Origin of the sequence: Pseudoduganella violaceinigra DSM 15887, from assembly GCF_000425385.1 — a bacterium.
GTDB classification, from domain to species: domain Bacteria; phylum Pseudomonadota; class Gammaproteobacteria; order Burkholderiales; family Burkholderiaceae_D; genus Rugamonas; species Rugamonas violaceinigra.
Genome location: NZ_KE384361.1, coordinates 86,537 through 103,114 on the forward strand (window position 1 = coordinate 86,537; position 16,578 = coordinate 103,114).

Genomic DNA, 16,578 nt, shown 5'->3' on the forward strand with positions numbered 1-16,578 from the left:
CATGGCGCCGTTCCGCCACCGCCTCGCCACGCTCGAGGACTTGCCCCGCATTGTTGCCATTTACAACAGCACCATCGCTTCGCGCGAGGTGACGGCCGATACCGAGCCCGTCTCGGTTGAGGCGCGCCTGCCCTGGTTCCACGAACACCAGCCGGCTCGCCGGCCGTTGTGGGTGGTGGAGGAGGCCGGCCGCGACGGCGTCATCGGCTGGATTTCGTACTCGAACTTCTATGGCCGCCCGGCGTATGCGGGCACGGCCGAAGTCTCGATCTACATCGACGCCGCCTGGCGCGGCAAGGGCGTTGGCCGCTATGCACTGCAGCAAGCCATCGACTTTGCCCCGCAGGTGGCGGTGCATACCGTGCTCGGCTTCATTTTTGGCCACAACAAGCCATCACTGGCCCTGTTCGAGAAATTCGGCTTCGAAACCTGGGCCAATTTGCCTCGGGTTGCCAATCTGGATGGCATTGAGCGCGATTTGATTATTTTGGGGAAACGCGTCGCATGAGACTTTTGCGCACATCGATCGCCGGTCTGCTGTTGGCGGTTTTATTACCGGCCCAGGCGGCGGTCAATGGCAGCGACAAGTCGCAGCGTCTGGTCTCCGAAGGCCTCGCTTTGATCCCGCAAGGCGAATATAAGGCTGCATCGGAGAAGTTCGAGGCCGCCCGTAAGGAATCGCCGGAGGCATCCAGTCCTTTGTCGGCGTTTTCTTACATGCTCCTTGCCTTGGCATACGGTAGCGCCACGCCGCAGGCCAAAAACCAACGAGAGCAAGCTGGCGCATGGGCGCGCAAGGCACTTGCGATCGCAGCGGATGATCCTGTCGCGAACGAAGTACTGCGGGCGCTCAATGATGAGACCGAGAAACCGGGACATATCGCCACGGCTGCAGCGAACGTGCTCTTTAAAGAAGGCGAAACATTCTTTCACCAAGGCCAGTATGAGGCTGCGCGTTTGAAATACCGTGCGGCCTACAAGGAAGATCCCAGGTTCGCCAAAGCCATGATCATGGAGGGTGACACCTACTTCATGGAGAAGAACTGGAGCGGCGCGGAACTGATGTTCAAGATGGCTGCGGAGCTGGATCCTTTGGACTCCCAGGCATGGCGTTTTCTGTCAGATGCCCGCGTGCGCCTAGGCGATGGACAGGGCGCCATGGCGGCGACCGTGCACGCGATTGCAGCCATGCCGAGCGAGGCGGGGAACTGGGAGCGATTGAAAGCCATGCAGGCAGCTGCTGGCAAACCGCTGGCGCGGCTTGGCTTTGAGCGCAAGGCCTGGGTACAGCGCGATCCTGCCAAAGGTGGGCAAAAGATCAATATTGAGCCTGGTTCGCAAGCGGGTGTGGATGGCGCCATCTGGCTGGCCTACGCCATGGCGCTGGCTGCGGGACCCAAGGATGGCAAGGCGCAGTCGCCATTCCAGGGCGAATTGCAGGCTTGGTCGACGGCGCTGCAGGTGGCCTCCGAGCTGGAGGCCAAAGGCGAGCCGTCCCTGCAAAGCGCGGCCTTGCTGACATTGAAAAAGTTGCATACCGCCGGCCAGCTCGATGCGGCGATCTTCCTGCTGATGTATAAGGAATCCTACCGGCCGGACTTCGAAACCTGGAAACAGGCGCATCCCACTGCGCTGCGCGACTTCATCGATACCTGGCGCCTCATGCCCTGACTTTGGCGCGGGCCGGCAGGCTCGCGTACAATCTCGGCATGTTTATCGATTCCCATTGCCATATCGACTTTCCGGAGCTGGCCGCCCGGATGCCTGAAATCCTCGCCAAAATGGCGGAAAACAAAGTCAGCCACGCGCTCTGCGTCTCGGTCGACTTGCCGGATTTTCCGCGCGTACTGGCGCTGGCCGAGCAATTTCCCCACATTTACGCCTCGGTCGGGGTTCATCCGGACTACGAAGATACGCCGGAGCCGACCGTCGAACAATTGGTCGAGCTGGCCAAGCACCCGCGCATTGTCGCCATTGGCGAAACCGGCCTGGATTATTACCGCCTGCAGGGCGACCTGGAATGGCAGCGCGAGCGTTTCCGCACCCACATCCGCGCCTCGCGCGAATCCCGCAAGCCGCTGATCATTCATACCCGCTCGGCGTCTGAAGACACCATCCGCATCATGCGCGAAGAGGGCGCGGGTACCGACAAGGGCGGGGTGGCAGGCGTCATGCATTGCTTCACCGAGTCGCTGGAGGTGGCGCGGGCCTCGATGGAGCAGGGTTTCTATATTTCCTTCTCCGGCATCGTGACCTTCAAAAGCGCAAAGGAATTGCAGGCGGTGGCCTTGGAAGTGCCGCTCGAGCGTATGCTGATCGAGACCGACTCGCCTTATCTGGCGCCCGTGCCGTATCGCGGCAAGATGAACGAACCGGGCTTTGTGGCCCACGTGGCCGAATTCATCGCCAAACTTAAAGGGGTGCCGTTGGAACAGGTGGCTGAGCAGACCTCGGCCAATTTCTTCAAGCTGTTCAAGGACGCGGCATGACGCCTGCCCGGCGCGCGCTGCTGGCCGCCGGCGCTGCGGCGCTCCTGGCCCGCGCCGCCTGGGCCGGTGAAGATATCCCCTCGGCGGAGGAAGACGCCGGCAATTTCTTCCGCGTCATCCAGCTCGATGACGAGCGCGCCGTCAAGGCGATGCTGGCGCGCGGCCTCGACCCGAACCTGCGCGATCCCGTCCGTGGCGAGACCGGCTTGATTGTCGCGATGCGCTACGAGGCCATGAAAATCGCCAGACTGCTGCTGGCCCAGCCGGCTATCCAGCCCGATTTGCAGGCGCCCAATGGCAACACGGCCTTGATGATGGCCGCTTTCAAGAAAAACAAGCCGGCCGTCCTGCTGTTGCTGGAAAAAGGGGCGCAGGTCAATCGTCCGGGATGGACAGCCCTGCATTACGCGGCCGCCGCGGGCGACCTGGACATCATGAAATTGCTGCTCGAGCGTGGCGCCCATGTCGACGCCGAGTCTCCGACCGGCGCCACGCCCCTGATGCTGGCTGCACAGGAGGGCCAGGAAGATGCTGTCTCGCTGCTGCTGGACCGGGGCGCGGACGCCACCCGCAAGGACCGCGCCTGGCACCAGAACGCCGCCGGATTTGCCCAGCGCGTCGATAAGCCCTGGATCGCTGAACGCATCCGCCGCCACCTCAACGGCAAATAGAGCGGTATTTCCCGTTCATATCGTGCAAATGCTGCCAGGCGCTTGGGGCGACAATCCAGATGTCGAAAACCCACCGCGCCCCGCCGCGCTACCGCCATGCTGAACGAACGCGAAATCGAAAGCTGCTACCTCGGGCAATTCATCCCCGTTCATTACCATCACAATATGCTGATGGACGCCAACCGTATGCACAATTTCAAGGCGGCCATCGATTACGTGGTCAAGCCGGGCATGAAGGTGCTGGAGCTGGGCGGCGGCACCGGCGTGCTGTCCTTCTTCGCGGCGCAAAAGGCGGACAAGGTCTATTGCGTGGAGTTCAACCCGGACATGGTGCAGGAAGCGCGCAAATTCCTGGCGATGAACAAGAACGGGGCGCGGGTCGAGGTGATCCATGCCGATGCGTTCGAATTCCTGCCGCCCGAACCGGTCGACGTGGTGATCTGCGAAATGATCCACGTCGCCATGCTGCGCGAAAAGCAGGTCGAAGTCATCGAGCATTTCAAACAGCGCTACCGCGGACGTTTTGGCGGGCCGCTGCCGCTGTTCATGCCAGAAGCGGTGCTGATGGCGGCCCAACCGGTACAGCAGGAATACGATTTCGACGGCTTTTACGCGCCGATCGTGCAATTCCAGCAACCTGGCCAGATGCAGAACGGCACGCTTGAGTTAAGCCAGCCGCAAGTCTATTCCCTGATCGACTTTACCCAGCCGAACGAGATGCAATACCGCTGGGAGGGGCAATTTGTCGCCGAACGCGACGGGCAGTTGAACGCGCTGCGTTTCATCACCAAGAACATCCTCGCCGTGGTACAAGAGCGCAACAGCACCATCGATTGGCTGAATCACTATATGACGCTGCCGTTGGCCGAGCCGGTCGCGGTGCGGGCGGGCGACACCATCCAGGTCGGCTTCGCATACCGGGCCGGTGGCCAGATCCAGTCCTTGCAGGCCAATATGCAGGCTGCGGTGGTGCGGGTGACGGCGTCGGTTCCCGCGTTTGCGGCCTAGCGCAGGACGGCCATCCGGACCAGAATACCGAGCGTAACAGCTTGATGGCGATGGCGCCACCGGGCTGTTTCCGCGATGACGGCGGAGGCGGCGCCAACTCCCCGCGCCATCCATCCCCGGATTTCTTCCATTTATCGCGTCCTGCGGCAGTTGATCGCATCGCCATTGTCCGCTCCGGACCTCCCCATTAAAGTTGCCTCAACTTCAATCGGAGGACCCCGGAATGTTTGGCTTCATCTTATGGCTGTTCCTGCTTTTCCTGTGCTGGCCGCTGGCCTTGCTGGCCCTGGTCATGTACCCATTGATCTGGCTGTTGCTATTGCCGCTCCGCCTGCTCGGCATCGGCGTCGAGGCGGTCTTCGAACTGCTGCGCGCCATCGTGATGTTGCCGGCGCGGGTACTCGGCGGGGGAAGGCGATAAGCGCTAGAATGCGCGCATGACCTATCCGCATCCTCACTTTAAGACGGTGGAGCTCAAGCACGCCAGCCGGCTGATCAACCACGGCCCGACCGTGCTCGTCACCACAGCCCATGCAGGGCGGCGCAACATCATGGCCGCTGCCTGGTCGATGCCGGTGGAATTCACGCCGCCGCGCATTGCCATCGTCATCGACAAAAATACCTATAGCCGCGAGCTGATCGCCGCCAGCGGGGTCTTTGCCGTCTGTATTCCGGGCGCTTCGGCGGCTGACCTGACGTATGCGGTGGGCATCGCCACCGGCCGCGAAGGCGACAAGTTCCAGCACTTCGGCATCGAGGCGGTGCCCGGCGCCGTCACCGGTGCGCCGCTGCCCACTGCCGGCTGCGTGGCCTGGATGGAATGCCGCCTGATCCCGGAACGCCATACGGAGGACGCCTACGATACCTGCTTCGCCGAGGTGGTGGCCGCCGCCGCGGACGAACGCGTATTTGCCAACGGGCATTGGGACTTCCGCGAAGATAATGCCGAGCTGCATACCCTGCACCATGTCGGCGCCGGCAACTTCGTGGTCTCGAGTACCATGACAAAAGCGAAGCCGCTCCCTGGCGCTCCCTTGATTTCTTGCTGAGCCGCCCAATCTTTGCACTCCTGTTACTGATAGAATCAAAGATGACCGCAAGGCATCGTTCAAGGAGATTGTGATGAGCCGCAAGACACCTATCGAGCGTTACCGCAATATCGGCATTAGCGCCCACATCGACGCTGGCAAGACCACGACGACGGAGCGTATCCTGTTCTACACCGGTGTCAACCACAAGCTGGGCGAGGTGCATAATGGCGCCGCGACCATGGACTGGATGGAGCAGGAGCAGGAACGCGGCATCACCATCACCTCGGCGGCGACCACGGCCTTCTGGAAAGGCATGGGCGGCAATTTCCCCGAGCACCGCATCAATATCATCGACACGCCGGGCCACGTCGACTTCACCATTGAAGTCGAACGTTCGATGCGCGTGCTCGACGGCGCCGTCATGGTGTACGACTCGGTCGGCGGCGTGCAGCCGCAATCGGAGACCGTCTGGCGCCAGGCCAATAAATACAAGGTGCCCCGGCTCGCCTTCGTCAACAAGATGGACCGCGTCGGCGCCGATTTCTTCCGCGTCCAGCAGCAGATCAAGGAGCGCCTGAAGGGCACCGCCGTGCCGATCCAGATCCCGATCGGCGCCGAGGAAAACTTCCACGGCGTGGTCGACCTGGTGAAGATGCGCGCCATCATGTGGGACGACGAGACGCTGGGCGTCAAGTTCACCTATGAAGACATTCCCGCCAACCTCAAGGAACTGGCGCAGACCTGGCATGAGCATATGGTGGAAGCGGCCGCCGAAGCCACGCCCGAATTGACGGAGAAGTACCTGAACGGCGAGACGCTCACCGAAGAGGAGATCAAGGCCGCCCTGCGCGAACGCACGATCCGCAACGAGATCGTGCCGATGCTGGCGGGCAGCGCCTTCAAGAACCGCGGCGTGCAAGCCATGCTGGACGCGGTGGTCGAGTACCTGCCGTCGCCGGTCGACGTGCCGGCCATCGCCGGCCATGATGAAGACGATAACGAGATTGAACGCCATCCCTCGGATGACGAGCCCTTCTCGGCGCTCGCCTTCAAGATCATGACCGACCCCTTCGTGGGCCAGCTGACCTTCTTCCGCGTGTATTCGGGCCTGGTCAATTCCGGCGATACCGTCTACAACCCGACCAAGGGCCAGAAAGAGCGGCTGGGCCGCATCCTGCAGATGCACGCCAACGAGCGCAAGGAGATCAAGGAAGTGTTCGCGGGCGACATCGCGGCCGCCGTCGGCTTGAAGAACGTGACCACGGGCGATACGCTGAGCAATCCGGACCAGGTCATCATCCTGGAGAAGATGATCTTCCCCGAGCCGGTGATTTCGCAGGCGGTGGAACCGAAGACCAAGGCCGACCAGGAAAAAATGGCGATTGCACTCAACCGATTGGCGCAGGAAGACCCCTCGTTCCGCGTCCATACCGACGAGGAATCGGGCCAGACCATCATGTCCGGCATGGGCGAGCTGCACCTGGAAATCCTGGTGGACCGCATGCGGCGCGAGTTCGGCGTCGAGACCACGGTGGGCAAGCCGCAGGTGGCCTATCGCGAAACCGTCACCAAGGCGGTCAGCGATATCGAAGGCAAGTTCATCAAGCAATCGGGCGGCAAGGGCCAGTACGGGCACGTGGTGCTGAAGCTGGAACCGATGGAAGCGGGCAAGGGCTTCGAGTTTGTCGACGCCATCAAGGGCGGCGTGGTGCCGCGCGAGTTCATTCCGGCGGTGGAGAAGGGCATCCGCGAAACGCTGAATGCCGGCGTGCTGGCGGGCTATCCGGTGGTCGACGTGCGCGCCACGCTGACCTTCGGCTCCTACCACGACGTGGATTCGAACGAGAACGCGTTCCGCATGGCGGGCTCGATGGCGTTCAAGGAAGGCATGCGCAAGGCCGACGCCCAGCTGCTGGAACCGATGATGCACGTGGAAGTGGAAACGCCCGAGGAATTCATGGGCAATGTGATGGGCGACCTGACGACGCGGCGCGGCATGGTGCAGGGCATGGATGAAATTCCGGGTGGCGGCGGCAAGCAGGTGCGCGCGCTGGTGCCGCTGGCGGAGATGTTCGGCTATTCGACCTCGCTGCGCTCGCTGACCCAGGGACGTGCCACCTACACCATGGAATTCCAGCACTACGCCGCTGTGCCGCGGCATATCCTCGACCAGGTGGCGACCGCCCGCGCGGCGGCCAGGCATTAAGCTGTTTCGAGCAGGGCGGCGAATTCGTCCGCCGGGACAGGGTGGCCGTACAGGTAGCCCTGTCCCTGTTCGCAGCGCAAGAGCTTGAGCAGCTTGGCTTCCTCTTCCGTCTCGATGCCTTCGGCCACGACCTTGAGGTCCAGGTTGTGCGCCAGGGACACCACGGTGCTGACCAGGCCCATATAGCCGGCGTCCTGCGACATGCGGGTGACGAAGGAGCGGTCGATCTTCATCACATCGACCGGCAGGCTGACCAGGTAGGATAGCGAGGAATAGCCGGTGCCGAAGTCGTCGATCGCCACCGGCACGTCAAGGGCGCGTACCTTGCTCAGGATATCGACCACGCGGTCGTGGTCGGACACCAAGGAGCTTTCCGTGATCTCGATCGACAGCGGCTGCTGGTCGGCGCCCGCCGTATTCAGCGCCTGCTCGATATCGCTGAACAGGGAGTCGCAGCGGAACTGGGCCGGCGCCACGTTGACGGCGATCTGCGGCGGCCGCAGGCCGGCGTCGTGCCAGTTGCGCCAGTCCTGCATGGCGCGCTGCATGACCTGGCGGCCGACGGCGATCACCAGGCCGGTGCGCTCCAGCGTCGGCACGAATTCGGCGGGCGACACCAGGCCGCGCTGGGGATGGCGCCAGCGCACCAGCGCTTCGGCACCGGTCAGCTTGCCAGTGCGCAGGTCGATCTTCGGCTGGTAGAAGTTGACGAATTCATGCCGTTCCAGCGCCTCGCGCAATTCCACTTCGAGGCTGATCTGGCGCGCCACGACGCGGTCGGCGGCGCGGTCGTATAGACCGAAGCGCAGGTCCAGGTCGCGCGCCGCGGCCAGGGCATCCCAGGATTTGACCAGCAGTTCATCGGCGGTGGTGCCGTCGTCGGGCAAGGCGGCCGCACCGGCACTGATGGTGCACCAGATCTTGTGCTCCTTGACCTGGTAGCTGCCCTGCAGCATCGGCGCCGCCGTTTCGTGCACGAATTCGGCTGCCGTCTGGGTGCCGTGCGCCGGCAGGAAGATCGCAAAGCGGCCCACGCCCACGTGCGCCAGCAACATGCTCTCCGCCATCGCCGAGCGCAGGCGCTGCGCGATGGTGCGCATCAGGCCGACGGCGGCGGCATTGCCGTAGGCCGAGCTGATTTCGTCAAAGCGGTTGATGTTCAGCAGCAGGACGGTGCCGCGCGCATCGGACGCGGCCAGTGCGGCGATTTCTTCCTCGAACTGCAGGCGGCTGGGCAGGCCGGAGAGGACATTGGTGCGCGCCAGGCGGTGCATCTCCTGGGCATTGACCAGGCGCTCGATGCCGTAACTGAGTTCGTTGCTCAGCTCCCCGGCGCGTTCGCGGTAAAAGGCGTCGAACTGGTGCTCGCGGCGCGAATAGAAGGTCACCACGCCCCAGGGCTGGTTGTTGACGAACAGGGGCACGGCCATACAGGAGGCGATGGCGTGGCCCTTGCGCGAGCCCGATTGCACGCGGCCGGTGGCCAGGACATGCGCCGCCAGGTCGGGGGCCAGCCAGTCCGGCGGCGCATCGCCGGCGCGCCAGTGGCGCTCCTGGCCTTCGCGGCTGGCCGAGGCGAACAGCTGCAGCTGGCCGTCATCGGACTTTCTGCTGATGGCCGCGCAATCGAGGGAGGGTTGATGCGCCGCCAGGCGGCAGGCGTCCAGGCACAGCTGTTCGAGGGTACGCGAGCGGGGGATCAGGGCGCTCAGGCGCGACAGCAAAACATAGAAATTGTCGTGCCGGATCAGGGCGCGTTCCTTTTCCACCTCGGTGGTGACATCGATTGCCGAGCCGCCGGTGAACGATTCGCCGTTCACGGAAATCGGGAATTTATGCACCAGCCAATGGCGCTTGCCTTCGTCCGTCGTTTCCATGGACTTGGTGACATCCGGCTTGTCGAGGGCGCTGCCTTCCTGGTATTCCAGGCCGCCGCCCATGACATAGGCGCCGTCGGCGTCCTTGATCCACAGCGGCGCCGGGGCATGCTCGGCAAATCCGGCCAGGAAGCCGTGGGCGCGCGCCAAGCCCTGGCGCAGATGCTGCTGGGCGCGTATGCAGGCGGCCAGGTCGGCCAAGGCCTCATACCGGTCGGCGCTATATCCTTGCGGTAAGTACGAGAACAGCCGCTGCTCGTCCTGCAGTGCCTCGGCCGGCACCGGCTGGCCGCACACAAAGCCGGCCAGGCGCCGCAACTCATCGAGCGAACTGGCTTGCAAGTGTTCAATGGACGCGCGCTCGTTCATACATCGATCACAACAGTTTGAACTTCAGCTGCACGGATAAGGCACCATGCAAACGTTCCTTATATGTAGGTACGATAGCAAAGTTCACGCCGACGCGTTGATATTCCACGCTGATGACGGGAATCGCGGCCAGGAACCAGCCGCCGTCGCGCATCTTGGGGTAGCCGTTGAAGCCGCCGATCACGGCGCCCAGGCGGACCGGCCCGATGGACCAGGGCTGGTAGTACACGCCGGCATAGTTGGACATGCGGCGGTCGCTGTTGTGGAAGCGCCCCGCCGTGGCGGATGCGACCGTCGAAAAGCGGTATTCGGCGCCGAAGCCGGGATTGGTATCGTCAAATCCGCGGTCACGCTGGAAATGGTAGGAATAGAAGCCGGGATTGACCCAGAGTTCCGACAAAGGCTGGTTTTCGATCACTTCAAAGGTGTCGGCCAGGGCCGGGAAGGACAGGGCGGCAAAGGCAGCGCCAAGCAAAAGCTTTTTCATTTATTCCCAAATATTTAATGACTGCCGGTTAATTATAGCCTTTGTGTCAATTCGAGAGATTTCAATTCACTCTCCAGCATGAACAAACTTCAAAATTGTTGTAATTAAGTCATCTGCGTCGACCGGTTTGGCGACAAAGCCATTCATGCCGGCGGCGTCGCACTCCGCGCGCTCGTCGAGGCTGACCCCGGCGCTCATGGCCAAGACCGGCAAGTCGAGCTGCAAGTCCTGCCGGATCGCCTGGGTCGCCGCAAAGCCATCCATGACCGGCATTTGCACGTCCATCAAGACCAGGTCGACCGGGTGGCGCCGCTCGCGCAGGAAATCCAGCGCTTGTTCGCCGTTCTCGGAGATATGCACGCTGGCGCCCACCGACTCGAGCATGCTGCGCGCCACCAACTGGTTCAAGGCGTTGTCTTCGGCCAGCAGGATTGTCAGGCCGTCGAGCGCCTTGGCGCCATCCCCGGCGCTGCTTGCCGGTGCCGCTGCGGCCGGTTGCGGCGGGGCCGACAGGGCGTGGAACAGGGCGGAGCGGGTCAGTGGACGCAGCAACTCCGGATCCTGGCCGGCCGCGGCGGGCTGCAGGCCATTGCGTACGCACACCCGTTGCCCGACGCTGGCGCGCCGCGCGGCGGGGGCCAGGCTGGCGTCGTAGACCAGCAGGTCGTAATTGCCGCGGGCCAGGGCGGCCTCGATGCCGGCGCCGCTATCGACCGTATCGCAGCGCCATCCCCAGCGCGCCGCCATTTGCACCACGTCGTCGTGCAAATCCTGGTTCGGATCGGCGTAGAGCACGCGCCATTGGCGGCGGGCGCCGGCCAGGGCGTAAGGATCGGGCAGCTCGCCTTCGCGTAATGGCATCAGGAACGTGAAGGTGGTGCCACGCCCGGCCACGCTGCTGACTTCAATCTTACCGCCCATCATCTGCGCCAGCCGCTGGGAAATGGTCAGGCCCAGGCCGGTCCCGCCATAACGCCGCGCCATCGAGGCATCGGCTTGGCTGAAAGGCGTGAAGAGGCGCTGCAACTGCTCGGCGCTGATGCCGATGCCAGTGTCGCTGACTTCCCAGCGCAGCACGCCGGTCTGCGCGGAATCGCGGCTGCCGCGCACGCTGACCATGCCGTGCTCGGTGAATTTGAGCGCATTGCTGACCAGGTTGAGCAGCACCTGCTGCACGCGCTGCCCGTCGCCATGCAGCGACAAGGGCACATCGGCTTCCACGCACAGCGACAGCGCCAGGCCTTTCTCGGTGCTGGTCATGGCCATGACGGCGGCGAGCGAAGCGAGCACGTCATCGACCAGGAAATCGTCGTCGGCCAACTCCAGCTTATTGGCTTCGATCTTGGAAAAGTCGAGCACATCATTGAGCAAGGCCAGCAGCGAGCGGCCGGCGCCCGATACCATGTCCAGGTATTGACGCTGCTCGGCGTTGAGTGGCGTGCGCGCCAGGATCTGGCTCACGCCCAGCACCGCGTTCATCGGTGTCCGCAGCTCATGGCTGATATTGGCCACGAAGGCGCTCTTGGCGGCGCTGGCCGACTCGGCCTGGGTCTTGGCGTCGTTCAATTCCTTTTCCGCCGCCTTCTCGGCCGTCACATCGCGCATGATCATGGCGTAGCCGATACAGCGGCCATGGTCGTCGTGGACCGGGAACAGTTGTTTGAGCGCCAGGAAGGTCGTGCCGTCGCGCCGCCGGCGCAGCGAGGTTGCTTCATATTGGCCGTGTTCCAGCGCCAGGGTCAGGCTGGTGACGGCATCGCTTTCGGCCATCAGGCTCTGCAGCGGCTGGCCCACGATCTCGTCCGCCTCATAGCCGAACAATTTAGCAGCCCCTTCGTTCCAGGTGGTGATGGTGCCTGTCGGGTCGAGCAGCACGATGGCATGGTTGCGGATGTGGGAGGTGAGCAGTTTGAAGCGCGCTTCCGATTCCTCCAGGCTGGCAGTCTGCTGCTCCAGCTGCCTGGCCGATTGCTCCTTGGCACGCAGCGCGGCGATGCGCTCGTGCACCAGGTTGCGGCTGACGCCAAAAAACAGCAGGCTGATCAGCGTCCCCATGACCAGCACGATGAAGGACTTCGACTGGTCGACCGCGGAGTCGAACAAGGCGGTCGGGCGAATATCCAGGGCCCAGGACTGGCCGTTCTCGCCCACCGCCACGAACTGGAGGCTGGACAGGTGGGTGAAGCTGCGGCCCACGCCGCTGCGGGCGCTGCTGTACATCAGCTGGCCCTGGGTGTCCTGGTAGCGGATATCGAGCCGCACTTCATCGAGCCCGTCGCCGAAGATACCCTGCATTAAATCGCCCATGCGGAACGGGGTGTAGACAAAGCCTTGCAGTTCGCGCTGCCCGGCCGCATTCTCGGAATAAACGGGGTTGAAGAGCAGGAAGCCAACCTGTTTGGGACCGCTGATTTCCTGGACCAGGGTGATGGGACCGCTGGCCGTCATCTTGCCGGTCTGCATCGCCGCCACCATGGCGTCGCGCCGGCTGGGCTCGGACATCATGTCGAAACCGATCGCCACCATATTGCGCGGCGAGTGCGGCTCGATATAGACAATGGCGGCGTGCAGGTCGCGGTCGCCTTCAGGCCAGACACGCACCTCCTTACTCAACGCCGCCAGCGCGCCGGCCGGGGCGAAACGGGCGAACCCCATGCCCAGCACGCCGGGATATTGGCTGGGCAAGTCGAGGCCGACGACGAATCGCTGCCATTCCTTGGCCTCGACCGTGACGGAAGCGTCGAACAAGGCGGTGCCTGCGCGCAGCAGGGCCTCATAGCCTTCCAGACGCAGGCGGATCGTCTCGCGCACATTGTCCGCGGCGCGCTGGAAGCGTTCGCGGGTGCGCGACTCGGTGTCGCCGGTGATCCAGCCCCAGGCGCCGACCGTCAGCACCATGCAGGCAAGCAGGGTCAGGATCGGCGTCCAGACATAGCTTTCAGCCAGCCCCGACTCCTCCTCAGTGGCCAGCACCCAGGCCAGGATGCTGCAGATGGCCAGGTAAGTCGACAATGACAGCAGGGAATGGTGCAGCACGCCGGAGACAAACGGGCCGTGGTTCATCACCGTGGCCGGAACGGCGACCCCGGAAATGATGGCCAGGGCCAGCCGTATCATCGCGCGCCAGCGGTTTACTGCCGCCAGGCAGAGGAAGAACAACAGGCCGTAGGGCAGGTACTGGACGGCGGCGAAGTGGCCATCGCTGAGGAAGACGGCCAGCGTCGCCGCCGTCAGCGTGCCAAGGAACAGCAGCTGGCCGGGCGTCCAGTGCGGCAGCGCCGGGCGCGCCGGAAGCGCCATGGCCAGCGGCGCCAGCAGCAGCATGCCAAGAAAGTCCCCGGTCCACCAGGTGGCTGCCACCTGCCAGGTCAGCGTGGAAGGGATGATGCCCGACAGGTCCAGTGCCAGCACGCCGATGGCGGTGGAGGCGAGGGCGGCGACAGCGATGGCGCCGCTGAATTTATACACTTCGCGCTGGGTGAGCAGCGCCAGGCTTTCAACAGCAAAATGGCGTGCCAGCGAATGCGCCACCAGGGCTTCGGCGGTATTGCCCATGGCAATCGTCAGTGACGCCGCCAGCAGGACGGGCAGCGATCCCACCTGGTTATTCTGGAACACGGCAAGGTTGGCGAGGAAGGCGCCGGTGAGGATTGCAGGCCAGTAGCGGCGGCCACCGCGCAGCAGCAGGACGATCGCAAATCCGGACGGCGGCCAGACTGGACTTGCGTTGCTTTGCGCCAGCGCGAGCATCAGGCCGAGGCGAGCCAGCAGGTAGTACGCTCCAGCGGCGAGCAGCAAGGCTGTCAGCGTACGAATGCGAGTTGGCATATTTGTGCGCACAGGTCGGTGGATGATGTCTTTATAACACGGAAGATGTCAGATAGTGAAATGATCTTGTAATAATTTCCTCTTAGCATAGAGGCATGCAACTGACTACCGAAAATCGAATCCGCCTGCGCGCCACCGTGTTCGCGAAAACCGAGGCCGGCCGCGCGGAGCTGGGCCAACGCAGTGCCGGGCTGACGGCCCGCCAGCGCGCGGTGCTGATCCTGCTCGACGGCCAAAAGGCCCTGGGCGAGATCGATACCTGGCTTGGCGAAGACGATATGCTGGAGTCGGTGGAAGGCTTATTGCGCAAGGGCCTGGCCGGGATCACGTCCGCGCCGCCGCCCAAGGCTGCGCAGCAACCGCCGGCTGCGCCCGCGCCGACTTCGGTGGTGGCGCCGATCATGGTCCGTGCAGCCGTCGGTGCGGCGGCCATTGCCGCGGCCCGCGAGCTGATGGTGGCGGCTGCACGCAAGCATCTGGGCCTGCTGGCGGCCGACCTGGTACGCCGGATCGAACTTGCCAAGGACGAGAGCCAGCTGTCCGGCGTGATCGGACTGTGGCATGTCTCATTGCGGGAATCTAAAACCGGCAAGCCCTGCGCCGAGGGCTTGCTGGAAGAAGCGCGCGCCTTGCTTGCTTAGTGCGGGCGCTTGCGGTGAAACACCAGCGGGCTGTAAGCGACTGCCGATGGCGGCGCTGAGTTCAGGATGCCCGGCTTGATGGCCCCGACCACGTGCATTTCGCAAGGCTTGCAGTCAAACTTCAGCGTATAGGTGTGGTCGCCGCTCACCAGCGTCATCGGTTCGGCCTTCACCTGGCCCTGTACGCCTTGCACACCCTTGGCCTGTTTCGGGCACAGGTTGAACGAGAAGCGCAGGCAGTGCTTGGTGATCATCAGCGGCACTTCGCCCGCTTCCTCATGCGACTCATACGCGGCGGCGATCAGCTGCACGCCATGCTTGTGGTAGAACGCGCGCGCCTTCTCGTTGTAAACGTTGGCGAGGTAGCTCAGTTGCGTATCCGGGTAGACGGCGCGCGGCTCGGCGGGTGCTTTGCGTTCAGGGCGCTGCCAGGCAGTCAGGCGCGCGGCTTCATGTGCCGACACCGCGTCGCGGCGCAGGGCATTGATGGCAGACGAAGGCACGAACCATGGCTGCGAGAGCTTCAGTTCCACATGGTCGGCCACGAACATGGTGTTGCCCAGCTTGGCCAGGCTGGCACGCAGGCCGCTCTCGGCCTGTTCGGCATTCTGCGCCGGCTGCAAGGCGATGGCCGCATCGGCGGCGCTGACAATGCCGTCTTCGTCGATGATCGACAGGCGCAGGCCGCCCTCGGTCTCGGCCAACGTCAGCTGCAGGCCGACATGGCGGTCCGACGATTTCTTGTGCAGGGCCGCTTCCCACTGGTGGTCGCGGTTGCGATGGATCACGGTGCCAACTTTCAGGCCGGGCAGGGCAGCCATCTGCTCGTTGGGGAATACGCGCCAGCGCTGGCCGTCTTCCGTATCGCCCAGCTTCTCGGCCTTGTTGGCCTGGATGCCGACAGTGGTGCGCTTGTTCATGTAATTCAGGCCGTCGCCATTGGCCATCGACGCATTGGTGATGACGTCGATATGGTCGCCGCCCATGCGCACCACGGTACCCAGTTCGACGCCCACATACTTGGGCGAATCGAAGGCGCCGATGTCTTCCTGGCGGCCGTTGGCGAAGTAGTCGGTATGGCCGCGATGGAAGGTCTTGTCCACGTCGGGCGTGAACAGGACGCGGGTACGGCCGCTTGCGGCGCGCGCAAACTCCGGGCGGCGCTCGAGCAGCTCGTCCAGCAGCAGGCGGTAGTGGGCGGTGATGTTCTTCACATAGCCCATATCCTTGTAGCGGCCTTCGATCTTGAAGGAGCGGATGCCGGCGTCGACCAGGACTTCCAGGTTGGCGCTCTGGTCGTTGTCCTTCATCGACAACAGGTGTTTTTCGAACGCCACGACGCGGCCCTGGTTGTCCGACAAGGTGTACGGCAGGCGGCATGCCTGCGAGCAGTCGCCACGGTTGGCGCTGCGGCCGGTGTCGGCATGCGAGATATAGCACTGGCCGGAGAAGGCCACGCACAGCGCGCCGTGCACGAAGTATTCGAGCGGGGTATCCACTTGCGCGCGGATCTGCTTGATCTTGTCGAGCGTCAGTTCGCGCGCCAGCACCAGCTGCGAGAAGCCCACGTCGCCGAGGAACTTGGCTTTCTCCACCGTGCGGATATCGCACTGGGTCGATGCATGCAGCTGGATCGGCGGCAGGTCCATTTCCAGCAAGCCCATGTCCTGGATGATCAGCGCGTCGACGCCAGCTTCGTACAGCTGCCAGATCTGCTTGCGGGCCAGGTCGAGTTCCGAATCGTGCATGATCGTGTTCATGGTCACGAAGATGCGCGAGCGGTAACGGTGGGCGAATTCCACCAGCGCGGAAATTTCCTCGATCGGATTGCTGGCGTTGTGGCGAGCGCCGAAGGCGGGGCCGCCGATATACACGGCATCCGCGCCATGCAGGATAGCTTCGCGGCCGATCTCCGCGGTTTTGGCTGGCGCCAGCAGTTCGAGCTCGTGGTCAAGCAAAGACATTCTGTGA

General features: G+C 63.5%; 13 protein-coding genes. 9 read left to right on the plus strand and 4 right to left on the minus strand.

What is annotated here, in order from left to right; all coding sequences use genetic code 11:
• Position 1: 1 nt before the first annotated feature.
• From H597_RS0128230 to fusA, 8 genes are all read left to right on the plus strand, one after another.
• A complete protein-coding gene (locus H597_RS0128230) occupies positions 2-508 on the plus strand; it encodes a GNAT family N-acetyltransferase (protein WP_028105079.1) in 507 nt (168 codons plus the stop codon).
• Positions 505-1,671 carry a tetratricopeptide repeat protein gene (locus H597_RS0128235; protein ID WP_083941332.1) on the plus strand — a complete coding sequence of 389 codons (1,167 nt, stop codon included), beginning with the start codon at positions 505-507 and terminating at the stop codon, positions 1,669-1,671. Before H597_RS0128230 ends, H597_RS0128235 begins: the two co-directional genes overlap by 4 nt.
• A gap of 38 nt (positions 1,672-1,709) precedes the next feature.
• Entirely contained in the window at positions 1,710-2,489 is a 780-nt protein-coding gene (locus tag H597_RS0128240; RefSeq protein ID WP_028105081.1) for a TatD family hydrolase, read from the plus strand.
• A complete protein-coding gene (locus H597_RS0128245; protein WP_035375423.1) occupies positions 2,486-3,160 on the plus strand; it encodes an ankyrin repeat domain-containing protein in 675 nt (224 codons plus the stop codon). Before H597_RS0128240 ends, H597_RS0128245 begins: the two co-directional genes overlap by 4 nt.
• 96 nt (positions 3,161-3,256) lie before the next feature.
• Entirely contained in the window at positions 3,257-4,168 is a 912-nt protein-coding gene (locus H597_RS0128250; protein ID WP_028105083.1) for a class I SAM-dependent methyltransferase, read from the plus strand.
• A gap of 223 nt (positions 4,169-4,391) precedes the next feature.
• A complete protein-coding gene (locus H597_RS0128260; RefSeq protein WP_028105084.1) occupies positions 4,392-4,589 on the plus strand; it encodes a hypothetical protein in 198 nt (65 codons plus the stop codon).
• A 16-nt stretch (positions 4,590-4,605) separates the two neighbouring features.
• The gene (locus H597_RS0128265) at positions 4,606-5,217 is read left to right on the plus strand and encodes a flavin reductase family protein (protein WP_028105085.1); all 612 of its coding nucleotides are present in this window, start codon (positions 4,606-4,608) and stop codon (positions 5,215-5,217) included.
• A gap of 73 nt (positions 5,218-5,290) precedes the next feature.
• Positions 5,291-7,405: an elongation factor G gene (fusA, locus tag H597_RS0128270; RefSeq protein ID WP_028105086.1), complete on the plus strand. Its 2,115-nt coding sequence runs from the start codon at positions 5,291-5,293 to the stop codon at positions 7,403-7,405.
• Here the strand turns inward: fusA and H597_RS0128275 are convergent.
• From H597_RS0128275 to H597_RS33645, 3 genes are all read right to left on the minus strand, one after another.
• Positions 7,402-9,651, minus strand: coding sequence for a putative bifunctional diguanylate cyclase/phosphodiesterase (locus H597_RS0128275; protein ID WP_028105087.1), 2,250 nt, complete (start codon positions 9,649-9,651; stop codon positions 7,402-7,404). The genes fusA and H597_RS0128275 overlap by 4 nt on opposite strands.
• A 7-nt stretch (positions 9,652-9,658) precedes the next feature.
• The gene (locus H597_RS0128280) at positions 9,659-10,138 is read right to left on the minus strand and encodes a hypothetical protein (protein WP_028105088.1); all 480 of its coding nucleotides are present in this window, start codon (positions 10,136-10,138) and stop codon (positions 9,659-9,661) included.
• A gap of 66 nt (positions 10,139-10,204) precedes the next feature.
• Positions 10,205-13,966, minus strand: coding sequence for a CHASE domain-containing protein (locus H597_RS33645; RefSeq protein ID WP_083941333.1), 3,762 nt, complete (start codon positions 13,964-13,966; stop codon positions 10,205-10,207).
• A gap of 95 nt (positions 13,967-14,061) precedes the next feature.
• Between H597_RS33645 and H597_RS0128290 the strand changes: the two genes are divergently transcribed.
• The gene (locus H597_RS0128290) at positions 14,062-14,607 is read left to right on the plus strand and encodes a hypothetical protein (RefSeq protein WP_028105089.1); all 546 of its coding nucleotides are present in this window, start codon (positions 14,062-14,064) and stop codon (positions 14,605-14,607) included.
• Here H597_RS0128290 and H597_RS0128295 read toward each other — a convergent pair.
• On the minus strand, positions 14,604-16,571 hold the full coding sequence (locus tag H597_RS0128295; protein WP_028105090.1) for a peptidase U32 family protein: 1,968 nt from the start codon (positions 16,569-16,571) through the stop codon (positions 14,604-14,606). The two genes, H597_RS0128290 and H597_RS0128295, sit on opposite strands and share 4 nt — an antisense overlap.
• Positions 16,572-16,578 lie beyond the last annotated feature (7 nt).